Here is an 18188-nt window from a genome sequence, read left to right as displayed (position 1 = left end):
GCTAGGCTGGAGGCCATGCCCGTGAGGAACCGTCGCGCCGCCGCCCTGCCCGCCAAGCTCAGCCGCTCCTGGCTGCTGGTCAACGCGGCCACCCCCGACGCGTTCGCCCCCGCCCTGGCCTCCGAGGCCGACTCCGTCATCTTCGACCTCGAGGCCGCCGTGCCGGAGGAGCGCAAGGACGCGGCCCGCCAGCACGTCGTGGACGCCCTCTCCGGCGGCATGACGGCGTGGGTGCGCATCTCCGCGACCTCCACGGACCACTGGCAGCGGGACCTCGAGGCGCTCGCGGGCCTCGACGGCGTGCGCGGCGTCGTGCTGGCCGAGACCGAGGAGCCGGAGCAGGTCACGTTCACCGCGATGCGTCTGCGCGCCGGCACCCCGGTGATCGCCCTGCTGGAGTCCGCCCTGGGCATCGAGAACGCCACGGCCGTGGCCAAGGCGCCGGGCACGTTCCGTCTCGCCTTCGGCGTGAACGACTTCCGCAAGGACGTCGGCGTCGGCGAGGACCCGCTGGCCATGGCCTACGCCCGCTCCCGCATGGTGATCGCCTCCCGCGTGGGCGGTCTGCCCGGGGCGATCGACGGACCGCCCGGCAACACGGACGGTGAGGACGCGGTCATCCGCTCCTGCGCCGTCACCGCCTCGATGGGCATGACCGGCCGCCTCGTCCTGAACCCGGATCAGGTGGACTGGGTCAACCGGGCGATGTCCCCGTCCGAGGACGAGCTCGCGTGGGCCCGCGACCTGCTCGAGAAGCATGCTCAGGGCGCCGCCGTCGGCGACGGCTCGTACCTGCCCCGCGTGCTGCGTGCCCAGAAGATCGCGGACCTCGCGGACTCGTACGGGCTCTGGAACGCGTGAGCACGGCCGGGGCGCGCGCTTGAGTCCCCGCACCGACGGGTGGCTCCGCCCATGATGGCGTGGATCGACGGGCTGCCGCTGCTGTGGTCCATCGGGTTCTTCTGGATGCTGGCGATCCTGCGCACCCTGATCGTGTTCTCGCTCGGGCGGGGGCTGGCCTCCGGCGTTGAGCGGACCCGCTGGTTCGCCCGCGTGATGGAGGGTCCCGTCTATGTCCGAGCCCAGCGCTTCATCCAGCGCCACGGGGTGTGGGCCATCCCGTTCTGCTACCTCACGGTGGGCATCCAGACGGCGGTGATCGGCTCCGCCGGCGTCGCCCGCATGCCCTGGCGCCGGTTCCTGCCGGCGGCCGCGCTCGGCACGTTCCTGTGGGGCGTGGTGTACGGGACCGTCGGGATGGCCGTGGTGTGGGCCGTCATCGGCGCGGCGCTCGGAGAGGGCCGGGGCGTCCTCGCCCTCGTGCTGATCCTCGCGGCCGTGGTCGCGTTCGTCGTCTGGCGCCGACGCCGTACGCTGCGCCGGCACGGGGCCGGGTGACGTCGTCGTCCGTGACGCGGGCCGGGGTCCGCCGCCGGGGGACTAGAGTTGGCCGCGTCTTCGCCCCGGCCAGCCGCCCCGCGGCCGGGGCCGCCACCCCTTCGGAAGGACCACCATGAGCGACGAGCGCGCCCGCAGCTTCTCCGCCTCCACCGCCTCCGCCGCCGACGACGGCGCCCGCGGCACCGGCACGACCCGCGTCAAGCGCGGCCTGGCGGACATGATGAAGGGCGGCGTGATCATGGACGTCGTCAACGCGGAGCAGGCGCGCATCGCCGAGGACGCCGGTGCCGTGGCCGTCATGGCGCTCGAGCGGGTCCCGGCCGACATCCGCGCCCAGGGCGGCGTGGCCCGCATGTCCGACCCCGACCTGATCGACGGCATCGTCGAGGCCGTGTCCATCCCCGTGATGGCCAAGGCACGCATCGGCCACTTCGTGGAGGCCCAGGTGCTGCAGGCGCTCAAGGTGGACTTCATCGACGAGTCCGAGGTGCTCTCCCCGGCGGACTACGTGAACCACATCGACAAGTGGGACTTCGATGTGCCCTTCGTGTGCGGCGCCACCAACCTCGGCGAGGCCCTGCGCCGCATCACCGAGGGCGCGGCCATGATCCGGTCCAAGGGCGAGGCCGGCACCGGCGACGTCTCCGAGGCCGTGAAGCACATCCGCACCATCCGCAAGGAGATCGCCCAGCTCCAGGGCCTGGCCCAGGATGAGCTGTACGTGGCCGCGAAGGAGTTGCAGGCGCCGTACGAGCTGGTGCGCGAGGTCGCCGAGACCGGCGCCCTGCCCGTCGTGATGTTCACCGCCGGCGGTGTGGCCACCCCGGCCGACGCGGCCCTGATGATGCAGATGGGCGCCGACGGCGTGTTCGTGGGCTCCGGCATCTTCAAGTCCGGCAACCCGGCCGAGCGCGCCCGCGCCATCGTCAAGGCCACCGCCCAGTTCGACGACCCGATGGCGGTCGCCGAGGCCTCCCGCGGCCTGGGCGAGGCCATGGTGGGCATCAACGTGGGCGACCTGCCCGCCCCGCACCGCCTGGCCGAGCGCGGCTGGTGAGCCGCGGAGTCCCGGGTGCCCGGAGGCCCTAGGGTCGGGGCCATGGTGAGTCCACAGAAGACCGTCGGCGTGTTCGCCCTCCAGGGCGACGTGCGGGAGCACGCCCACGTGCTCGAGTCCCTCGGCGCGCGCACGCGCCCCGTGCGCCGCCCCGCGGACCTCGAGGGTCTGGACGGCATCGTGCTGCCCGGCGGCGAGTCCTCCGTGATGGACCGCCTCGCCCGGATCATGGGGCTCAAGGACCCGCTCATCGCCGCCCTCCGCGACGGCCTGCCCGCCTACGGCACATGCGCGGGGCTGATCATGCTGGCCCGCGAGATCCGCAACCCGGCGCCGGATCAGGGTGGGCTCGGCGTGCTGGACGTGGCCGTGCGGCGCAACGCCTTCGGCGCGCAGGTCGACTCGTTCGAGGAGGACCTGGACATCCCCGCGGTCGCGGCGGAGCCGGTGCACGCCGTGTTCATCCGCGCCCCCGCCGTCGTCCAGGCGGGGGAGGGCGTCGAGGTCCTGGCGAGTGTACCGGCGTCGCGCCTGTCCGTGCCCGCGGCGGACCCGGGGCTCGACGGCGACGCGCGGCTGCCCGTGGCCGTGCGGCAGGGCCACCTGCTCGCCACGGCCTTCCACCCCGAGGTGACCGGCGACCGGTCCTTCCACCGGGCGTTCCTCGCGGGGCTCTGAGCGGCCGGCCGGCCCCGCGCGCGACGGGCGCGGGGCTCAGGCCTCCGCGAGCACCTCGGAGGTGACGCGGACGTCCTTCCGGGGGTCCAGGCCGAGCTCGTCGGCCACGGCCGTGGCGACGGAGGGCAGGGTGAGCACGCCGTCGTGCGCGTTGAGGCCCCGCGCGAAGCCCTCGTCCGCGGCCAGCGCCGCACGCCATCCGAGGTCGGCGATGCGCTTGATGTAGGGCAGGGTCGCGTTGGTCAGGGCCGAGGTGGAGGTCTGCGGCACGGCGCCGGGCATGTTGGAGACGCAGTAGTAGATCTTGTCCCCCACGAGGTACGTCGGATCCTGGTGGGTGGTGGCCCGCGAGTTCTCGAAGCAGCCGCCCTGGTCGATCGCGATGTCCACCAGCACGGAGCCGGGCCGCATGGACTCCACCATCTCGGCGGTCACCAGCTTCGGGGCCGCGGCGCCGGGGATCAGCACGGAGCCGATCACGAGGTCCGCGTCCGCCACGGTCTCGGCGATGTTCAGGTGGGAGGAGGCCAGCGTGCGGATCCGGCCCTGGTGGACGGCGTCCAGCTGCGCGAGCCGCTCGAGGGAGACGTCCAGGACGGTCACATCCGCGCCCATGCCCGCGGCGATCACGGCCGCCGCCTCGCCGGCCACACCTCCGCCGATCACGGCCACCCGGGCGCGGCGGGTGCCGGGCACGCCGCCCATCAGCACGCCCGAGCCGCCCTGCGGCTGGAGGAGGTGGTAGGCGCCCGCGGCGGGGGCCAGACGGCCGGCCACCTGGCTCATGGGGGCCAGCAGCGGCAGGGAGCGGCCGCGGGTGACTGTCTCGTAGGCGATCGCCGTCGTGCCGGCGTCCAGGATCGCCCGCGTGCACGCGGGGGAGGCGGCCAGGTGCAGGTAGGTGAAGAGGACCTGGCCGCGGCGCAGGCGGCCGTACTCCTCCGGCTGCGGCTCCTTGACCTTGAGGACCAGCTCGGCGCGCTCCCAGAGCTCGTCGACGTCGTCGACCAGCTCGGCGCCGGCGTCGCGGTAGTCCTGGTCCGAGGCGCCGGAGCCGGCGCCGGCCCCCGACTGCACGAGGACCTGGTGGCCCGCGCGCACCAGCTCCTGGACCCCGCCCTGCGTCAGGGCCACACGGAACTCGTTGTTCTTCACTTCGGTGGGCACAGCGACCAGCATGCGGCGAATCTAGCCCATCCGGCCCGTCCCGTCATACTGGTGCGGTGACTCCCACGCTGATCTCCCTCGTGGCCGTGCTCCTGCTCCTGGTGGGGCTGGTGGGCACCGTGTATCCCGTCCTGCCCGGCTCGCTGCTCAACCTCGTGACGGCTCTCGGCTGGGCCGCGCTGCTGGGCTCCCCCGCGTCCTGGACGTTCGGCGTCATCGCGGCCGGTCTCGCCGTGGCGGGGCTGAGCGCGTCCGCGGTGCTGACCGGTCGGCGGCTGCGGCGTGAACGCGTCACCCGCGGCCCGATCCTGTGGGGGGTGGCCGGCGCCGCCGTCGGGTTCTTCGTGATCCCGGTGGTGGGTCTGTTCCTCGGCTTCGCCGTCGGCCTGTTCGCCTCCCAGTGGGCCCGCACCCGGGACGCCCGGGCCGCCCTGAGCAGCTCGATCGGCGCGCTCACGGCCATGGGTGTGGGCATGCTCGTGGAGTTCTGCTGTGCGTTGGGCTCGCTGACCGCCGTGGGCGTGGGCGCCCTGGTGCACGGCGTCACCGCCTGAACCGCCGGAGCCGTCCGTCCGGCGGGACCCCCGCGTGCTCGTCGGACCCTTCGCCGGCTCAGCCGCCGGCGGGCACCCTGCCGGTCTGAGCGAGGGCGGCGAAGCCGAGGACGTGCTCCCGCAGCTCCTGCGCGGCCGCCCGGCCGTCCCCGGCGGCGGAGGCGGCGAGGATCCGCCGATGGTCGGCCTGCAGGCCGGCGCGGACGGCGGGCCAGTCGGACAGCCCGGCCACGGTCTCGGTCACGTAGCCGATGGTCGCCTGGCGCAGGGAGTCCAGCATCATCGCCGTCACGACGTTCCCGCCCAGGGTGGCCAGCCGCACGTGGAACTCGGTGTCGAGCAGGTGGAAGTCCTCTTCCGGCAGCGCGGGGTCGTCCATCCGGTCCAGCAGGGTTTCCACCTCGGCCAGGACGGCGACGCTCTCGGGGTCGCCGGAGGTGGCGGCGGCCGCCTGCGCCGCATCGGTCTCGAGGAGCACGCGCGCGGCGACGACGTCGGCCATCGGCAGGGACCGGGTGGCGATGTGCAGGCGCAGCGCCCAGCCCAGCGCCGCGGACGGCTCGGAGACGACGACGGCGCCCGAGTTCGGCCCGGAGCCGGCGCTGGCGCGGATCAGGCCCATGGCCTCGAGCATCCGGGTGGCCTCCCGCACGGACGCCCGGGAGATGCCGAAGCGTTCGGCCAGGGTGCGTTCGCCGGGCAGCTTGTCCCCCACGACCACGGCGCCGGAGCGCAGCTCGGCCTCGAGCCAGTCGAGCACGATGGTGTAGGCGGGGGCAGCGGTCATGGACGGACCTTCCGAGGGGGCGGGGCGGCGACCGTCCATCCTACCGACGGACGCCGCCCCGCTCGGGTGGTGCAGGCGGTCAGCCCGCCGCCGGCAGCATCCACGCCAGCACGTTGGACTGCAGGTACACGAGCGTGCACACCGCCAGCAGGAGCACGAGCGACCACACCACCACGCGGCGCAGGATCTCGGACTCCCGGCCCTCCATGCCGACCGCCGTCGCGGCGATCGCCAGGGACTGCGGGGAGATCATCTTGCCCACGACGCCGCCGGAGGTGTTGGCGGCCACCAGCAGGGCCGGATCGGCGCCGATGTTCGTGGCGGCGGTCTGCTGCAGGGTGGAGAACAGGGCGTTCGCGGAGGTGTCCGAGCCGGTCACGGCGGTGCCGAGCCAGCCGAGCACCGGGGACAGGAACACGAAGGCCGCGCCCAGGCCGGCCACCCACGTGCCCATGGCGACCGTCTGGCCCGAGAAGTTCATGACGTAGGCCAGGGAGAGCACGATCACGATCGTCAGGGCGGACCAGCGCATGCGGGCGAAGCAGCGGCCGATCTCGGCGAGCGCGTTCCCCACCGAGAGCGGGAACCGGCCGTCGTGGTCGAACCGGGAGTAGACCACGGCCATGATCAGGCCGGCGATCAGCAGCAGCGTGCCGGGGGAGGCCAGCCACTCGAACTTGTACACGGTGCTCGCCAGGGGCGCGCCGGAGGCGTCGACGAGGTGCCCGTCGAGCCCGGGCCACGGGATCTTGGCGGTGGCGGAGTTCAGGGCCGCGGTGATCGAGGGGACCAGCTTGGCCAGGGCGAACACGGCCACGACCACGATGTAGGGCAGCACGGCCATGAAGATCCGGCCGGGGGTGAGGTCCTGCGCCGCCGCGCGGGCGGGGGCGTCGAGGCGCTGGCGGGCCTCCTCGGCGCCCCGCGGCCGCCAGAAGCGCAGCAGCAGGACGGCGGCGGCGAGGGAGACCAGGGAGGCCACGACGTCGGTGAGCTCGTAGGAGAAGTAGGTCGAGGCCAGCCAGATGGCGACGGCGAAGCTCGCGCCGATCACGATCAGTGCCGGCCACGTCTGCCGCACGCCGCGCAGCCCGTCGATGATGAACACGAGCAGGAACGGCACGAACACGGCCACGAACGGGGCCTGGTGGCCGACGATCGCGCCGATGTGCGTGGCGGGGATGCCGGTGAGCGTGCCCGCGGTGGTGATGGGGGTGCCCACGGCGCCGAAGGCCACGGGCGCGGTGTTCGCCAGCAGCACGGCGGTGGCCGCCCGCAGCGGGGGCACACCCAGGCCGAGCACCATGGTGGCCGTGATGGCCACGGGGGCGCCGAAGCCGGCGAGGGCCTCGAGCAGGCCGCCGAAGCAGAACGCGATGAGCACGGCCTGGATGCGGATGTCTCCGCCGCCGAGCGAGTCGAAGATCGCGCGCATGTCGTCGAATCGCCCGGAGAGCACGGTGACCTGGTAGAACCACAGCGCCATCACGACGATCCAGACGATCGGGAACAGGCCGAAGGTCGCTCCCTGGGCGGCGGCCAGCGCCGCCAGGTGGGCCGGCATGTGGAAGCCCAGCACGGCCACGAGCAGAGCCACCACGAGCGCGGCGAGTCCCGACTGCCAGGCCTTGAGGCGCAGGCCGAGGAGGGTGGCGAAGAACGTCAGCAGGGGCAGGACGCCGAGCGCGGCGGAGAGCGCGACGCTGCCGGCGGCATCGGGGGTGGGGGTGAAGGTGTGCACGGGGGTCTCCCGGTGGGCGAGGGGACGGGGCGGAATCCGGTCGGGCCGGTGATGGTCGGACCACTGTGGTCAGACCAAGGAGCGTACTGTGAGGGCGGTCACCTTGCAAGGGGCTGGCGTGATATGGTCTGACCACTACGGCACCCGTGTGCTGCCGCACCGCACGGCGCCCCAGGCGCCCCGTCCGGAACGGAGACCGGCATGAGAATCGCCCTGTTCGCCACATGCATCGTGGACGCGATGTATCCCAAGGTGGCCCTCGCCACCGCCCGCATCCTCGAGCGGCTCGGCCATGAGGTGGTCTTCCCGCCCGGCCAGGGCTGCTGCTCGCAGATGCACGTCAACAGCGGGTACGTGGAGGACGCCCTGCCCGTCGTGCGCAACCACGTCCGCACCTTCATGGAGGCCGACTACGATCTCGCCGTCGCCCCCTCCGGCTCCTGCGTGGCCTCGCTCGGCCACCAGCAGCCGGACGTCGCCCGCTCCTGCGGGGACGAGGGGCTGGCCCGCGACGCCGAGGTCGTCGCCTCCCGCACCCTCGAGCTGTCCCAGCTGCTCACGGACGTCCTCGGGGTGACGGACGCCGCGGCCCAGCTCGGCTCCTGGTTCCCGCACACCGTGACCTACCACCCCTCCTGCCACGGCATGCGCCTGCTGCGCCTGGGCTCGCGCCAGGAGGACCTGCTGCGCACCGTGGCGGACATCGACCTGCGCCCCCTGCCGGACGCCGAAGAGTGCTGCGGCTTCGGCGGCACCTTCGCCCTCAAGAACCCGGACGTCTCCGCCGCCATCGCGGAGGAGAAGATCGAGAAGGTCACCGCGTCCGGCGCCTCCCTCTGCACGGGCGGGGACGCCTCCTGCCTGCTCCACCTGGACGGGGCCATGCACCGTCGAGAGGCGCGCGGCCAGGACGGCCGCCCGCTGCGCACCGTGCACCTCGCCGAGATCCTCGCGGCCACCCGGGAGAACCCGCTCGAGGTCGACGGCCCCGTCGAACTGTCCATCCCCGCGTCCGCCGGCGTCCGCCGCGGACTGTCCGCCCGTGTACAGGAGGCCCGCCGATGAGCACCGCACCCACCCGCGTGCGCCTGGGAATGCCCACCGTCCGCCCCGTCCACGGCGAGGGCGAGATCCTGCTGAACACCCCGTTCCCCGAGTCCGCCCGCGAGCAGCTGAAGAACGGCCAGATGCGCGCCAACATCCGCCGGGCCACCCACACCATCCGTGCCAAGCGTGCCGGCGTCGTCGAGGAGCTGCCGGACTGGCAGGAGCTGCGCGCCGCCGGCTCCGCGCTGAAGCAGTCCGTCATGGCGGACCTGCCCGCGCTCCTCGAGCGGCTCGAGTCCGAGGTCACCGCACGCGGCGGCGTCGTGCACTGGGCCCGGGACGCGTCCGAGGCCAACCGCATCATCACGGAGCTCGTCACCGCCAAGGGCGTGGACGAGGTGATCAAGGTCAAGTCCATGGCCACCCAGGAGATCGGCCTGGACGCCGCGCTCGAGCATGCCGGCGTGGCCGCCGTCGAGACGGACCTGGCCGAGCTCATCGTCCAGCTCGGCCACGACCGGCCCAGCCACATCCTCGTCCCGGCGATCCACCGCAACCGCCAGGAGATCCGGGACATCTTCCTCCGGGAGATGCCGGAGACGGACGAGAGCCTCACCTCCGAGCCGGCCGACCTGGCCGAGGCCTCACGCCGGCACCTGCGCGAGAAGTTCCTGAGCGCGAAGGTGGCGATCTCCGGGGCGAACTTCGGCGTCGCCGAGACGGGCACGCTGGCCGTCGTCGAGTCGGAGGGCAACGGCCGCATGTGCCTGACCCTGCCGGAGACGCTGATCACCGTGATGGGCATCGAGAAGCTCGTGCCCACCTTCGAGGACCTCGAGGTGTTCCTGCAGCTGCTGCCGCGCTCGTCCACGGGTGAGCGGATGAACCCGTACACCTCCATGTGGACGGGCGTCACCGAGGGCGACGGTCCCCAGGAGTTCCACCTGGTCCTGCTGGACAACGGCCGTTCCGCGGTGCTGTCCGACCCGAAGGGCCGTTCCGCGCTGCACTGCATCCGCTGCTCGGCGTGCATGAACGTGTGCCCCGTGTACGAGCAGACCGGCGGCCACGCCTACGGTTCCGTCTACCCGGGCCCGATCGGCGCGATCCTCTCCCCGCAGCTCACCGGTGTGGACGCGGGGGAGAACGGCACCCTGCCCTACGCCTCCACGCTGTGCGGCGCGTGCTACGACGTGTGCCCCGTGGCCATCGACATCCCCTCGATCCTCATCCACCTCCGGGACGAGGACGTGCAGGCCACCCACGCCGCCCGGAAGGCGCTGCGCACGGAGGAGGACGCCGGTGCCGGCCCCCTGGCCCGTGCCAAGGCGGCGGTGGAGTCCGTCATGCCCTCGCAGATGGACGTGGTGATGAAGGGCGCCTCCGTGGTGATGTCCTCGGGTCGGCGCATGTCGCTGGCCGAGCGGGGCCTGGGGTTGGGCCGGGTCGCGGCCGGGCCGGACCGGGTGCTCGGCTGGCTGCCGGGCATCGCCGGCGGGTGGACCGATGAGCGTGACGTGCCGGCACCCCCGCGGGAGTCCTTCCGCAACTGGTGGGCCCGCCACAAGGATGAGACCGAGCACCGGACCGCCCTGGACGGCGTCGCCGGGCTGGACCGCCAGGAGGACGAGCACGTCGGGGAGGACGGACGATGAGCGAGGCGAAGGCCGAGATCCTGCGGCGCATCCGCGAGGCGACGGCGGACGGCCCGGTCGCGGACCCGGTGCAGCGCACCTACCGGCGGACCTCCTCCCGGGACCGGTCCGAGGTGGTGGAGATGCTGCGCGATCGGCTGATCGACTACCGGGCCTCCGTGCGGGACGAGACCGAGGAGACGGTGGCCGCGGCCATCGCCGAGCTGCTCGGCCCGGACGCCCGGTACGTGGTGCCGGCCGGTCTGGAGCCCGACTGGCTCCCCGCGGACTCGCGCGGGGCCGGCCGGGAGCGCATCACGGAGCCCGCGGTGGGCCATACGGGGGAGCGGGCCGCGGTCCGCGGCGCCCACGACGGCGAGCGCGAGCCCCTCAGCGTGGACGCGCTGAACGAGGTAGACGCGGTGGTGACGTCCTCGACGGTCTCCTGCGCGGAGACCGGGACGATCTTCCTCAGCGGCCGCCCGGACGAGGGCCGCCGGGCGATCACCCTGGTCCCGGACCACCACGTGTGCATCGTGCCGCTGGACTCCGTGGTGGAGCTCTTCCCGGAGGCGCTGGCCCGCGTGGAGGCGACGGCGCCGATCACCATGATCTCCGGTCCCTCGGCCACGAGCGACATCGAGCTCGAGCGCGTCGAAGGCGTGCACGGGCCGCGCCGCCTGGACGTGATCCTGCTCGACCGCGCTCGCTGACGCGGGCGCGGTATAGCAGGGGATCGAGCGGGTCAGGCCCCCTCGACGACGGCGCCGCCGGCGCGGCCCGTCTCGAGGTGGGCCTGACGCTCCCGCACGCCGCTGTACAGGGCGACGAACAGCAGCGCGAGACCGGCGGTCACGAGCAAGTGTTCGAGCCCGGCGATGCCCGGGATGGCGGCCGAGGTCTCGGCGGGCGTCAGGCGGACGACCGTGTCGAGGGCGAGGACCACCAGGGTCACGGGCCGCCCCCGGCGGAGGCCTCAGATGATCGAGCGGCCCTCGCGGCGGGCCGCGGCCCAGTCGGCGACGAAGCCGCGGGCGATCGCGACGAGGACGGCCAGCACGAGGACGGGCCACATCAGGACGTACAGGGTGAGACCGACGGTCATGCGGATGCTCCTTGTGAGTCGGTGGACGGGGGATCAGGACACGGGGGCCGAGGCGCGCTCGACCTGCGGCAGGTCCTCGGTCGCGGGGTCGAAGTCGCCGGTCACGCGCGCGATCCGGTCGAAGTCGAAGTCCTGCCCGGAGCGGACGGACAGCCCCCAGCACACGAGGAAGGACACGGCGTAGGCCACGAGCGAGCCCGTGAGGGTGGCGTAGTCCCGCAGGAAGCCGTAGCCGAGGAACAGCATCACGACCGAGGCGATCGCGCCGACCACGACCGCCGGACGCAGGCCGAAGAAGCCGAAGGACATGATGCCCAGCACGACGCCCACGCCGAGGATCGCGAGGGTCTCGACCACGATCGCCCAGGCGCCCTCGAGCGGGATCCACTCGAAGCGGACCGGCAGGAACACGGCCAGCGCGGCGAGCACGGACACCGTGAACGCGGCGTTGGTGATCTTGCCCCAGTAGAAGGACGCGATGACGGGGAACACGAGGCAGCCCCACAGGGCGCCCACGAAGACCAGCAGGTCGAGGATGTCGAACTTGGCGGTGGCGAAGTACAGGGCCGCCGCCGTCGCCACGATCATGGTGATCCGGCCGATCAGCAGCATGGTCTTCGGGTCGGCGTTCTTGCGGCCGACCGACTGGCCGTAGACGTCCGTCATCACGATCGACGAGAGGGCGGACAGGTCCGAGTCGGCGGTGGAGGACAGCGAGCCGATGATCATCAGGAACGCCAGGGCCACGAGCGCCAGCGGCAGGTGGTCGGCGACCATCTGCGGCAGGAGGTTGTTGACGTCGCCGTCGAGCGGCTCGACGCCCAGGTAGAGCGCCATGACGCCGAGCATGCCGACGCCGATCACGGTGCCGCCGTAGCCGAGGGTGGCCGTGACGAAGGTGGGCTTGATGAGGTCCTCACGCACGGCGAAGAGGCGCTGGGCGATGGTCTGGTTGCCGATCGCGTAGGCCAGCACGGCGGCGATGTACGGCGCACCCTGGTTCATGAACGCGTCGGAGGAGAAGAAGCTCTGCTGCTGGGCCGTGACGTGGCCCGCCTCGACGCCGGCCTGGAACATGTCCGGGCCGCCGGCGGCGAAGAACACGGCGGGGATGATGATGACGGTCGCGCCGAGCATGGCCATCACCTGGGCGAAGTCGGTGAGCACGGAGGCGCGGAAGCCGGACCACAGGGTGTACAGCAGCACGCCCGCGGCCACGATCAGGATGCCCGCGCCGAAGGACAGCGGGGACAGCAGGGAGATCAGGGCGCCGCCGGCGATGAAGTTGGAGGTCAGGGAGATGACGGAGCCGAGCACCGGAGACGCCGTACGTGTAGCCGGCGGTCACGGAGGCGTACATGGAGGCGGCCCAGATCCAGGTGGCCGTCATGGAGGCGGCGGACACGCCGAAGCCGATCTGGTTGCCCGCCGTCATGTAGGCGTCGGCGTTCTCCTTCTTCTTGGAGATGGCCACGGACATGATCATGGTCCCGCCGTAGAACAGCACGACGAGCAGGATCACCCCGATCACGCCGAGCTGGGTCAGGGATGCTGCGTCCTGGGAGGGCGGCATCGAACTTCCTTTCGCGCGAGTGACTACGGACGTCCCGATCTCCCGGCGCGGTCCGGTCCGGGCATGGCTCCGCAGGGCGGAGGGTGGCGTACCGATCACGTCGCGGCCAGGGGCCGGGGAGGTGGAGGGCATCCCGCCGGGTCCCGAGTCCACGAACGGCGAGCTCTCTGCTCAAGCCATCGCGGTCCCTCGGCCCTGGGCGGCGCTGTCAACACCGGCATCCCGGCGGGACGAGCCCGCCCGGATGGGCTGATCCTCACATGGTCGGCGCAGAAATGGCAAAAACATAGAGCCTTTTCAGCGGGGTCGGGATCAGGAGCGCCCGGCGCAGAAGCCGGACAGAATGGGCGGATGACCGTTCCCCCCGGCTCCCCGGCCGCCCCCTCCGCCCCCGCTTCCCGACGACGGCGCCGCGCCCTGGCGGCGGCGCTGGCCGTCGCCGTCGTGGTGCAGCTGGTGGTGCTGTACCTGCCGGGCGAGCAGGTGCCGCAGGCCGGGTTCGCCGCGCCGGGGCTGGACAAGGCGATCCACGTGGCCGTGTTCGCGCTGCCCGCGTTCCTCGCCGTGGGGCGGGGGCGGAGCGCGTGGTGGGCCCTGCCGTTCGCGGTGCACGCGCCGGTGAGCGAGCTCGTGCAGCACGCGTGGGTGCCGCTGCGGACGGGGGACCCGGTGGATGTCGTCGCGGACCTGGCGGGGGTGGTGCTCGGCGTGGTCGCCGCGCGCAGCCGCCGGATTGGAGGATCGGGGGCGTCGGGCGTATGATGGTCCGGTGCACTCCTGCGGGAGGGCATGACCTGGGGCTATAGCTCAGTTGGTAGAGCGTTTCGTTCGCAATGAAAAGGTCAGGGGTTCAATTCCCCTTAGCTCCACGGACCGTCCCGGTCCGCGATCCTCGAGGTCGCGGGCCGGGACTTTCTCGTGACGGGGGCGTGTGCGCCTTCCCCGCCCTCACCCGGGAGGGGGGTCGGCGCTTCCGGGGGGACCCCCCGGGTGTCTACAGTGCCGGGGTACGTCAGCGCGGACGTGATGCGGCCGTCTCACCGCAGGTCAGTCGCGCTTCTGCCGCCCCGCACGGGGCCGTTCGGCCCGGCCCGGGCCGGGAAGGGGACGCCGATGCGCATCAGCGTGCTCACCCACATGCTCCACCCCATTCGTTCGCCCTACGAGGGCGGGCTGGAGATGCACACGGCCATGACCGTGGAGCACCTCGTGCGCCGGGGCCACGACGTCACCGTCTACGCGCGGGAGGGCACCCGGGTGCCGGGCGACGTCGTCGCCGTGCTGCCCGCCGAGGGCGCCGGCCCGGGCCGCGCGGGCGCCCGCGTGCGCGAGGAGGCCGCCCGCCGGGCCTGCGCGTTGATCCTCGATGACGACTCCGACGCCGTCCTGAACAACTCCCTCTCCCCGGCGCCGCTCGAGCTGCTGCGCGCCCGCCCCGTGGTCACCGTCCTGCACACGCCGGCCACGCTGGCGGAGGTGCTGGCTGTCGTCGACGCCCCGGGCTGGACGGCTCCCGACCACCACCGGTGGGCCTCGGTGTCCGCGTCGAACGCGCTGGCCTGGCAGCATCGGCTGCCGCGGGTGGATGTGGTGCCCAACGGGATCGAGCTGCACCAGTGGGTCTCCGACGCCGTCCCCGTGCGCGGCCGCGCCGTGTGGTCGGGCCGGATCACGGCGGAGAAGGGCCTGCACGTGGCGATCGACGCCGCCCGGATCGCGGGCATGGAGCTGCACTTCGCCGGGCCGATCTCGGACGAGGAGTACCACGCCCGCGAGGTCGTGCCGCGGCTCGGCCCGGACACCGTCTACCACGGCCACCTCGACCACCACGCGCTGCCGCACATGCTCGCCACGGGCGAGGTCTTCCTGGCCACCCCCCTGTGGGCCGAGCCGTTCGGGCTCGCCGTGGTCGAGGCCATGGCGCTCGGCGTGCCGGTGGCCGCGCTGCTCAGCGGCGCGATGGGGGAGATCGTCGCCCCGCAGGCCGGCGCGCTGGCCGTGCACCACACGGCGCAGGAGCTCGCGGTCTCGATCCGCCACGCCCGCCGCAAGGACCGGGGACGCGTGCGTGCGTGGGCCTGCCGGTTCAGCGCGGAGACCATGGTGGAGGGCTACGTGGACCTGCTCGAGCAGGCCGCCGAGGACGCCCGTGACCTCGCCGCCGCCGAGGACGCGTACGGGTTCGACCCGCATGGGGTCCCGCGCCCGTCCGCCGATGCGGCGGACCTGGAGTCCCTCTGATGGCCCCGGCCCGCAGGCGGGTCCTCTACTACGCCCACCAGCACGGGGCGGGGCACCTGCGGCACGCCGCGGGCCTGGCGTCGACCGGGGCGTTCGACGTGACGGTCGTGACCGCCCACCCTCGGGCGGCCGAACTGCTGCCTGCGGACGTCCCCGTCATCCCGCTGCCCTCGGACCTCGTGCCCGGCCACGAGCAGCCGGCGCGCTCGCCCCTGCACTGGTCCCCGGTGGGGCCTGAGATCCGGGCGCGCTTCGACGCCCTCCACGCGGCGGCGCAGCGGGTGGGCCCGGACGTGTGCGTGGTGGACGTGTCCGTGGAGGCGGCCCTGTTCCTGCGCCTGGCGGGCTGGCCTGTGCTGCACCGCCGCATGCACGGCGAGCGCACCGACCCCGCGCACGCCCTCGTCTATGCCGAGGCCGACGGCCTCTTCGCCCACTACGCCGCCGAGCTCGAGGTCCCCGCCTGGCGCGCCGCCCACGCGGACCGGGTCACCTACCTCGGGGTCGCGGACGTCACCGGCCGGCTCGGCACCCGCACCACGACGACGTCGACGGCCCGCGCCGCCCCGCGCGTCGCCGTGATCGCCGGGACGGGCGGCGGCGGGGTGCGGGCCGCGGACCTGGCCCGGGCGGCGTCCGCCGTGCCGGAGGCGACATGGGAGGTGTACGGCCCGATCGCCGGGGTGGGCGAGCCGGAGGCGCCGGGCGGGCTCGCGGCGGAGGCGATGCCCGCCACCGTGACGCTGCACGGCTGGGTCCAGGCGCCGGCCCGCCGGGCCGCGGACGCCGACGTCGTGGTGGTCTCGGCCGGGCACAACGCCGTGGTGGACGCCGCCCGCTCCGGCCGCCCCGTGGTGCTCGCCCCCGAACCGCGGCCGTTCGACGAGCAGCGCGTGTTCGTCCGCGAGATCCACCGGGCCGCGGGCGTGCCGTGGTGCGCGTGGGAGGACCCGGACGCCGACTGGGCCGGCGCGGTGCGCGGCGCCCTCGCGGACCCGACCGCCGCCGACCGGCTCGCGGGCCTGCTGCTCGTGGCGCCGGACGAGTACCGGCGGCGCTGGGAGGCGGCGATCGAGGGCGCCCTGGGCTGAGTCCGCCCCGCCGCCCCCGGCCGTCACCGCGCTCAGTACGCGGCGTCGTCGCGGCGGGCGGCCGTCAGCTCCGCCTCCGTGGGGTGACGCAGCAGCTCGAGCCGCTCGCCCTCGGGGTCCCACGCGATCAGCCCCGCGTCCGCGAACGCGCGCAGCCACCCCTCCATGGCCCATCGGCCGTGCACCTGCCGGAAGCGGCGGGCATTGACCAGGATGTCCTCGAGGTGGTGCAGCGGCGGGGTCATCACGCCGTGGTGCTGGTGGAACGCCTCGGCGGGGCTGAACCGCAGCGTCAGGCCGGCGTCGCGGGCGCGGAAGGCCAGGTCCGTGTCCTCGGCGCCGTAGCCGGTGAAGCCCGCGTCGAAACCGCCGATGCGGGCCAGGTCCGCGCGCCGCAGCGCCAGGATCAGCGTCCACACGAGGTGCCACTCGTCCGAGGGGCCGGCGGTCAGGTGCGCGCGTGCCCGGTGGGGCACGGAGAGGCGGCGCAGCAGGGCGTCGGCGCGGTGCGAGGTCAGGTCGGCCTCCCCGACGTCGCGGGTCCAGCCCGGCCGCAGGTAGCGGGGCCGGCCCATCACCACGGACCCGGGGTGGGCCGCGACCTCGGTGGCCAGCACGCCGACGGTCTCGGCGGCCGGGATGCAGTCCACGTCGAGGAAGACGAGGATCTCGCCGGTGGCGAGCTCGGCCGCGCGGTTGCGGGCCTGCGCCAGGGGCAGCCCGGCCTCGGCGGCCACGTGCCCCACCGTGACGGGCAGGTCCGTGGCCGGGACGCGCCCGTCCGGCTGGCCCATGAACACCACGACCACCTGGTCCGGGCGACGGTGCGAGCGCTCCAGCCCGGCGATCACGCGGGCCAGGTGCTCGTCCCGGTGCCCCGTGATGACCAGCACGGACACGCCCGGCAACGCCCCGCGCGCCCGGGCGAGGGCCTCGCGGTAGACGGCCACGTGGGCGGCGGCCACGCGACGACGCTGCCGGGCCCGGGCGGCCGGGTCGGCGGGGGCCGTGCGCGCGCGGGCGCGCACCAGCGTCTCGAGCGCGTCGGCGAGGGAGTCGGGATCCTCCGGGTCGAACGCGGCGAGCGAGTCGGGGGTCAACCAGGCGCCGGACTGGTCCGCGATGTGCCCGATGTCCGCGACGGCCACCGGCACCCCCAGGTCCCGGCACATCTCCACCCAGCCCGAGTGGGTGCCGATGCGGTACGGCAGCACGGACACGTCCACGTCGCGCAGCAGCGCGTGCAGGGCGGGGTCGTCGAGCCGGTCGTGCTGCCACAGCTCGAAGCCGTGGTGGGCACAGCCCGCGCGCAGCGCGGCCAGGGCGTCCTCGTCCTGCACGGTGTCCTGGACCTCCACGGTCACCCGCGCGTCGACACCGCGCTCGGCCAGCGTCCCGACGGCGGCGGCGAGCACCGGCAGCAGCGCCACCGGGGCCACCTGGGCGCGCAGGTCCTTGGCGTGCACCAGCAGGCGGGCGGGGGCGGCCGCGCCGTCGCCGTCGTCGGACGCGTCGGGGGGCAGCAGGCCGGGCTCCGCGCCGGGGGCGTCGTCGTCGCCCTGCGCCACGAGGTCCTCGAGCGGGACGATGTGCGGGTGGGGGACCACGAGGGCGCGCACGCCGTAGTCGCGGGCGAGGGTCGCCGCGGCGCCGGGGGTGAGCGTGAGCACGGCGTCCGCGCGGCCCAGCAGCACGGCCAGGCGGTCCCGGTGGGGGCCCTGGTCCGTCAGGTGCGGGTTCTCGAGGTCGTGCACGGTCACGACGACGGCGCCCCCGTGCGCGTGCTGCGCGTCCAGGGCGGCGGCCAGCTGGGCGGGGCTGAAGTGCTCGAAGCCGAAGTGCACGTGCAGCACGTCCGGGCGGTGCTCGGCCAGCCACTCCGCGTGCAGGGCCCGGGGCGGCCACCACTGGTGTGCGGGCGCGCCCGGCACCGGCGGGTCCGGCAGGAACTCCACGTCCGGCGCGGCGCCCGGGTCGAGGGGGCGGATCGCGCGGGTGTACGGGTGTTGCGCGGGCACGTGCTGGACGGTGATGCTCACGGGGGAGGGCCTCCTGACCTGGGGGATGCGATGCCGCGCGGGCGGCGTGTCCCCGTCCCGGGTCGGGGGTCGC

At 74.0% G+C, this 18188-nt stretch carries 17 protein-coding genes, 1 tRNA gene and 1 pseudogene; 12 read left to right on the top strand and 7 right to left on the bottom strand.

The features are described 5' to 3' along the window. Nucleotides 1–15 precede the first annotated feature (15 nt). The 4 genes from ACUJ8O_RS07495 (at nucleotide 16) to pdxT (ending at nucleotide 3136) form a co-directional block, all read left to right on the top strand. Nucleotides 16–861 carry an HpcH/HpaI aldolase/citrate lyase family protein gene (locus ACUJ8O_RS07495; RefSeq protein WP_445373282.1) on the top strand — a complete coding sequence of 282 codons (846 nt, stop codon included), beginning with the start codon at nucleotides 16–18 and terminating at the stop codon, nucleotides 859–861. Nucleotides 862–912: 51 nt separating this feature from the next. After that, complete coding sequence (locus ACUJ8O_RS07490) at nucleotides 913–1398, top strand: DedA family protein (RefSeq protein ID WP_036339675.1); 486 nt, start codon at nucleotides 913–915, stop codon at nucleotides 1396–1398. Between the two features lie 115 nt (nucleotides 1399–1513). Continuing rightward, nucleotides 1514–2458: a pyridoxal 5'-phosphate synthase lyase subunit PdxS gene (gene pdxS, locus ACUJ8O_RS07485; protein ID WP_036313496.1), complete on the top strand. Its 945-nt coding sequence runs from the start codon at nucleotides 1514–1516 to the stop codon at nucleotides 2456–2458. 42 nt (nucleotides 2459–2500) lie between these two features. After that, a complete protein-coding gene (gene pdxT / locus ACUJ8O_RS07480; RefSeq protein WP_445373281.1) occupies nucleotides 2501–3136 on the top strand; it encodes a pyridoxal 5'-phosphate synthase glutaminase subunit PdxT in 636 nt (211 codons plus the stop codon). 36 nt (nucleotides 3137–3172) lie between these two features. Here pdxT and ald read toward each other — a convergent pair whose 3' ends face one another. After that, entirely contained in the window at nucleotides 3173–4315 is a 1143-nt protein-coding gene (gene ald, locus ACUJ8O_RS07475; RefSeq protein WP_152744086.1) for an alanine dehydrogenase, read from the bottom strand. Between the two features lie 44 nt (nucleotides 4316–4359). Between ald and ACUJ8O_RS07470 the strand changes: the two genes are divergently transcribed. Then, nucleotides 4360–4857 carry a DUF456 domain-containing protein gene (locus tag ACUJ8O_RS07470; protein ID WP_257746623.1) on the top strand — a complete coding sequence of 166 codons (498 nt, stop codon included), beginning with the start codon at nucleotides 4360–4362 and terminating at the stop codon, nucleotides 4855–4857. A gap of 58 nt (nucleotides 4858–4915) precedes the next feature. On the opposite strand, the gene ACUJ8O_RS07465 is transcribed toward ACUJ8O_RS07470, so the two are convergent. Further along, the gene (locus ACUJ8O_RS07465; RefSeq protein ID WP_036313468.1) at nucleotides 4916–5644 is read right to left on the bottom strand and encodes a FadR/GntR family transcriptional regulator; all 729 of its coding nucleotides are present in this window, start codon (nucleotides 5642–5644) and stop codon (nucleotides 4916–4918) included. A 79-nt stretch (nucleotides 5645–5723) separates the two neighbouring features. Further along, the gene (locus ACUJ8O_RS07460; RefSeq protein ID WP_020628227.1) at nucleotides 5724–7385 is read right to left on the bottom strand and encodes an L-lactate permease; all 1662 of its coding nucleotides are present in this window, start codon (nucleotides 7383–7385) and stop codon (nucleotides 5724–5726) included. A gap of 201 nt (nucleotides 7386–7586) precedes the next feature. On the opposite strand from ACUJ8O_RS07460, the gene ACUJ8O_RS07455 reads away from it, so the two are divergent. Genes ACUJ8O_RS07455 through ACUJ8O_RS07445 form a run of 3 tightly spaced genes read left to right on the top strand, consistent with a single transcriptional unit; the run spans nucleotide 7587 to nucleotide 10779 of the window. Further along, nucleotides 7587–8450 (top strand): (Fe-S)-binding protein, encoded by an 864-nt coding sequence (locus ACUJ8O_RS07455; RefSeq protein WP_445373280.1) that lies wholly within the window; start codon nucleotides 7587–7589, stop codon nucleotides 8448–8450. Further along, nucleotides 8447–10087, top strand: a complete 1641-nt coding sequence (locus ACUJ8O_RS07450) for a LutB/LldF family L-lactate oxidation iron-sulfur protein (protein ID WP_445373279.1) — start codon at nucleotides 8447–8449, stop codon at nucleotides 10085–10087. The genes ACUJ8O_RS07455 and ACUJ8O_RS07450 overlap by 4 nt, the downstream gene beginning before the upstream one ends. Further along, the gene (locus ACUJ8O_RS07445) at nucleotides 10084–10779 is read left to right on the top strand and encodes a LutC/YkgG family protein (RefSeq protein WP_445373278.1); all 696 of its coding nucleotides are present in this window, start codon (nucleotides 10084–10086) and stop codon (nucleotides 10777–10779) included. The genes ACUJ8O_RS07450 and ACUJ8O_RS07445 overlap by 4 nt, the downstream gene beginning before the upstream one ends. A 32-nt stretch (nucleotides 10780–10811) precedes the next feature. Here the strand turns inward: ACUJ8O_RS07445 and ACUJ8O_RS07440 are convergent, their stop codons facing one another. The 3 genes and pseudogenes from ACUJ8O_RS07440 to ACUJ8O_RS07430 form a co-directional block, all read right to left on the bottom strand. After that, a complete protein-coding gene (locus ACUJ8O_RS07440; protein ID WP_445373277.1) occupies nucleotides 10812–11021 on the bottom strand; it encodes a hypothetical protein in 210 nt (69 codons plus the stop codon). A 21-nt stretch (nucleotides 11022–11042) separates the two neighbouring features. Then, complete coding sequence (locus ACUJ8O_RS07435) at nucleotides 11043–11171, bottom strand: putative transporter small subunit (RefSeq protein ID WP_036339645.1); 129 nt, start codon at nucleotides 11169–11171, stop codon at nucleotides 11043–11045. Between the two features lie 33 nt (nucleotides 11172–11204). Beyond that, nucleotides 11205–12744: pseudogene (locus ACUJ8O_RS07430) on the bottom strand (sodium:solute symporter family transporter). 351 nt (nucleotides 12745–13095) lie between these two features. Between ACUJ8O_RS07430 and ACUJ8O_RS07425 the strand changes: the two are divergent. The 4 genes from ACUJ8O_RS07425 (at nucleotide 13096) to ACUJ8O_RS07410 (ending at nucleotide 16076) form a co-directional block, all read left to right on the top strand. Beyond that, complete coding sequence (locus ACUJ8O_RS07425) at nucleotides 13096–13506, top strand: VanZ family protein (protein ID WP_078026227.1); 411 nt, start codon at nucleotides 13096–13098, stop codon at nucleotides 13504–13506. Between the two features lie 34 nt (nucleotides 13507–13540). After that, nucleotides 13541–13613 (top strand) — tRNA-Ala (locus ACUJ8O_RS07420). Nucleotides 13614–13857: 244 nt separating this feature from the next. Then, nucleotides 13858–14985, top strand: a complete 1128-nt coding sequence (locus tag ACUJ8O_RS07415) for a glycosyltransferase (RefSeq protein ID WP_078026228.1) — start codon at nucleotides 13858–13860, stop codon at nucleotides 14983–14985. Then, nucleotides 14985–16076 carry a glycosyl transferase gene (locus ACUJ8O_RS07410; RefSeq protein ID WP_078026229.1) on the top strand — a complete coding sequence of 364 codons (1092 nt, stop codon included), beginning with the start codon at nucleotides 14985–14987 and terminating at the stop codon, nucleotides 16074–16076. Before ACUJ8O_RS07415 ends, ACUJ8O_RS07410 begins: the two co-directional genes overlap by 1 nt. 32 nt (nucleotides 16077–16108) lie before the next feature. On the opposite strand, the gene ACUJ8O_RS07405 is transcribed toward ACUJ8O_RS07410, so the two are convergent. Continuing rightward, nucleotides 16109–18115: a glycosyltransferase gene (locus ACUJ8O_RS07405; protein WP_078026230.1), complete on the bottom strand. Its 2007-nt coding sequence runs from the start codon at nucleotides 18113–18115 to the stop codon at nucleotides 16109–16111. Between the last annotated feature and the right edge of the window lie 73 nt (nucleotides 18116–18188).

The sequence above is a fragment of the Micrococcus sp. EWR3.9.1 genome (assembly GCF_052615555.1).
Note: the sequence above shows the minus strand (reverse complement) of the source record. Positions and strands in the feature narration are given on the sequence as shown.

Bases quoted from the DNA above. Each gene is read 5' to 3' on its own strand.
- ACUJ8O_RS07495 (WP_445373282.1), top strand. From the start codon at position 16: ATGCCCGTGAGGAACCGTCGCGCCGCCGCCCTGCCCGCCAAGCTCAGC.
- ACUJ8O_RS07490 (WP_036339675.1), top strand. From the start codon at position 913: ATGATGGCGTGGATCGACGGGCTGCCGCTGCTGTGGTCCATCGGGTTC.
- pdxS (WP_036313496.1), top strand. From the start codon at position 1,514: ATGAGCGACGAGCGCGCCCGCAGCTTCTCCGCCTCCACCGCCTCCGCC.
- pdxT (WP_445373281.1), top strand. From the start codon at position 2,501: ATGGTGAGTCCACAGAAGACCGTCGGCGTGTTCGCCCTCCAGGGCGAC.
- ald (WP_152744086.1), bottom strand. From the start codon at position 4,315: ATGCTGGTCGCTGTGCCCACCGAAGTGAAGAACAACGAGTTCCGTGTG.
- ACUJ8O_RS07465 (WP_036313468.1), bottom strand. From the start codon at position 5,644: ATGACCGCTGCCCCCGCCTACACCATCGTGCTCGACTGGCTCGAGGCC.
- ACUJ8O_RS07455 (WP_445373280.1), top strand. From the start codon at position 7,587: ATGAGAATCGCCCTGTTCGCCACATGCATCGTGGACGCGATGTATCCC.
- ACUJ8O_RS07450 (WP_445373279.1), top strand. From the start codon at position 8,447: ATGAGCACCGCACCCACCCGCGTGCGCCTGGGAATGCCCACCGTCCGC.
- ACUJ8O_RS07445 (WP_445373278.1), top strand. From the start codon at position 10,084: ATGAGCGAGGCGAAGGCCGAGATCCTGCGGCGCATCCGCGAGGCGACG.
- ACUJ8O_RS07435 (WP_036339645.1), bottom strand. From the start codon at position 11,171: ATGACCGTCGGTCTCACCCTGTACGTCCTGATGTGGCCCGTCCTCGTG.
- ACUJ8O_RS07425 (WP_078026227.1), top strand. From the start codon at position 13,096: ATGACCGTTCCCCCCGGCTCCCCGGCCGCCCCCTCCGCCCCCGCTTCC.
- ACUJ8O_RS07415 (WP_078026228.1), top strand. From the start codon at position 13,858: ATGCGCATCAGCGTGCTCACCCACATGCTCCACCCCATTCGTTCGCCC.
- ACUJ8O_RS07410 (WP_078026229.1), top strand. From the start codon at position 14,985: ATGGCCCCGGCCCGCAGGCGGGTCCTCTACTACGCCCACCAGCACGGG.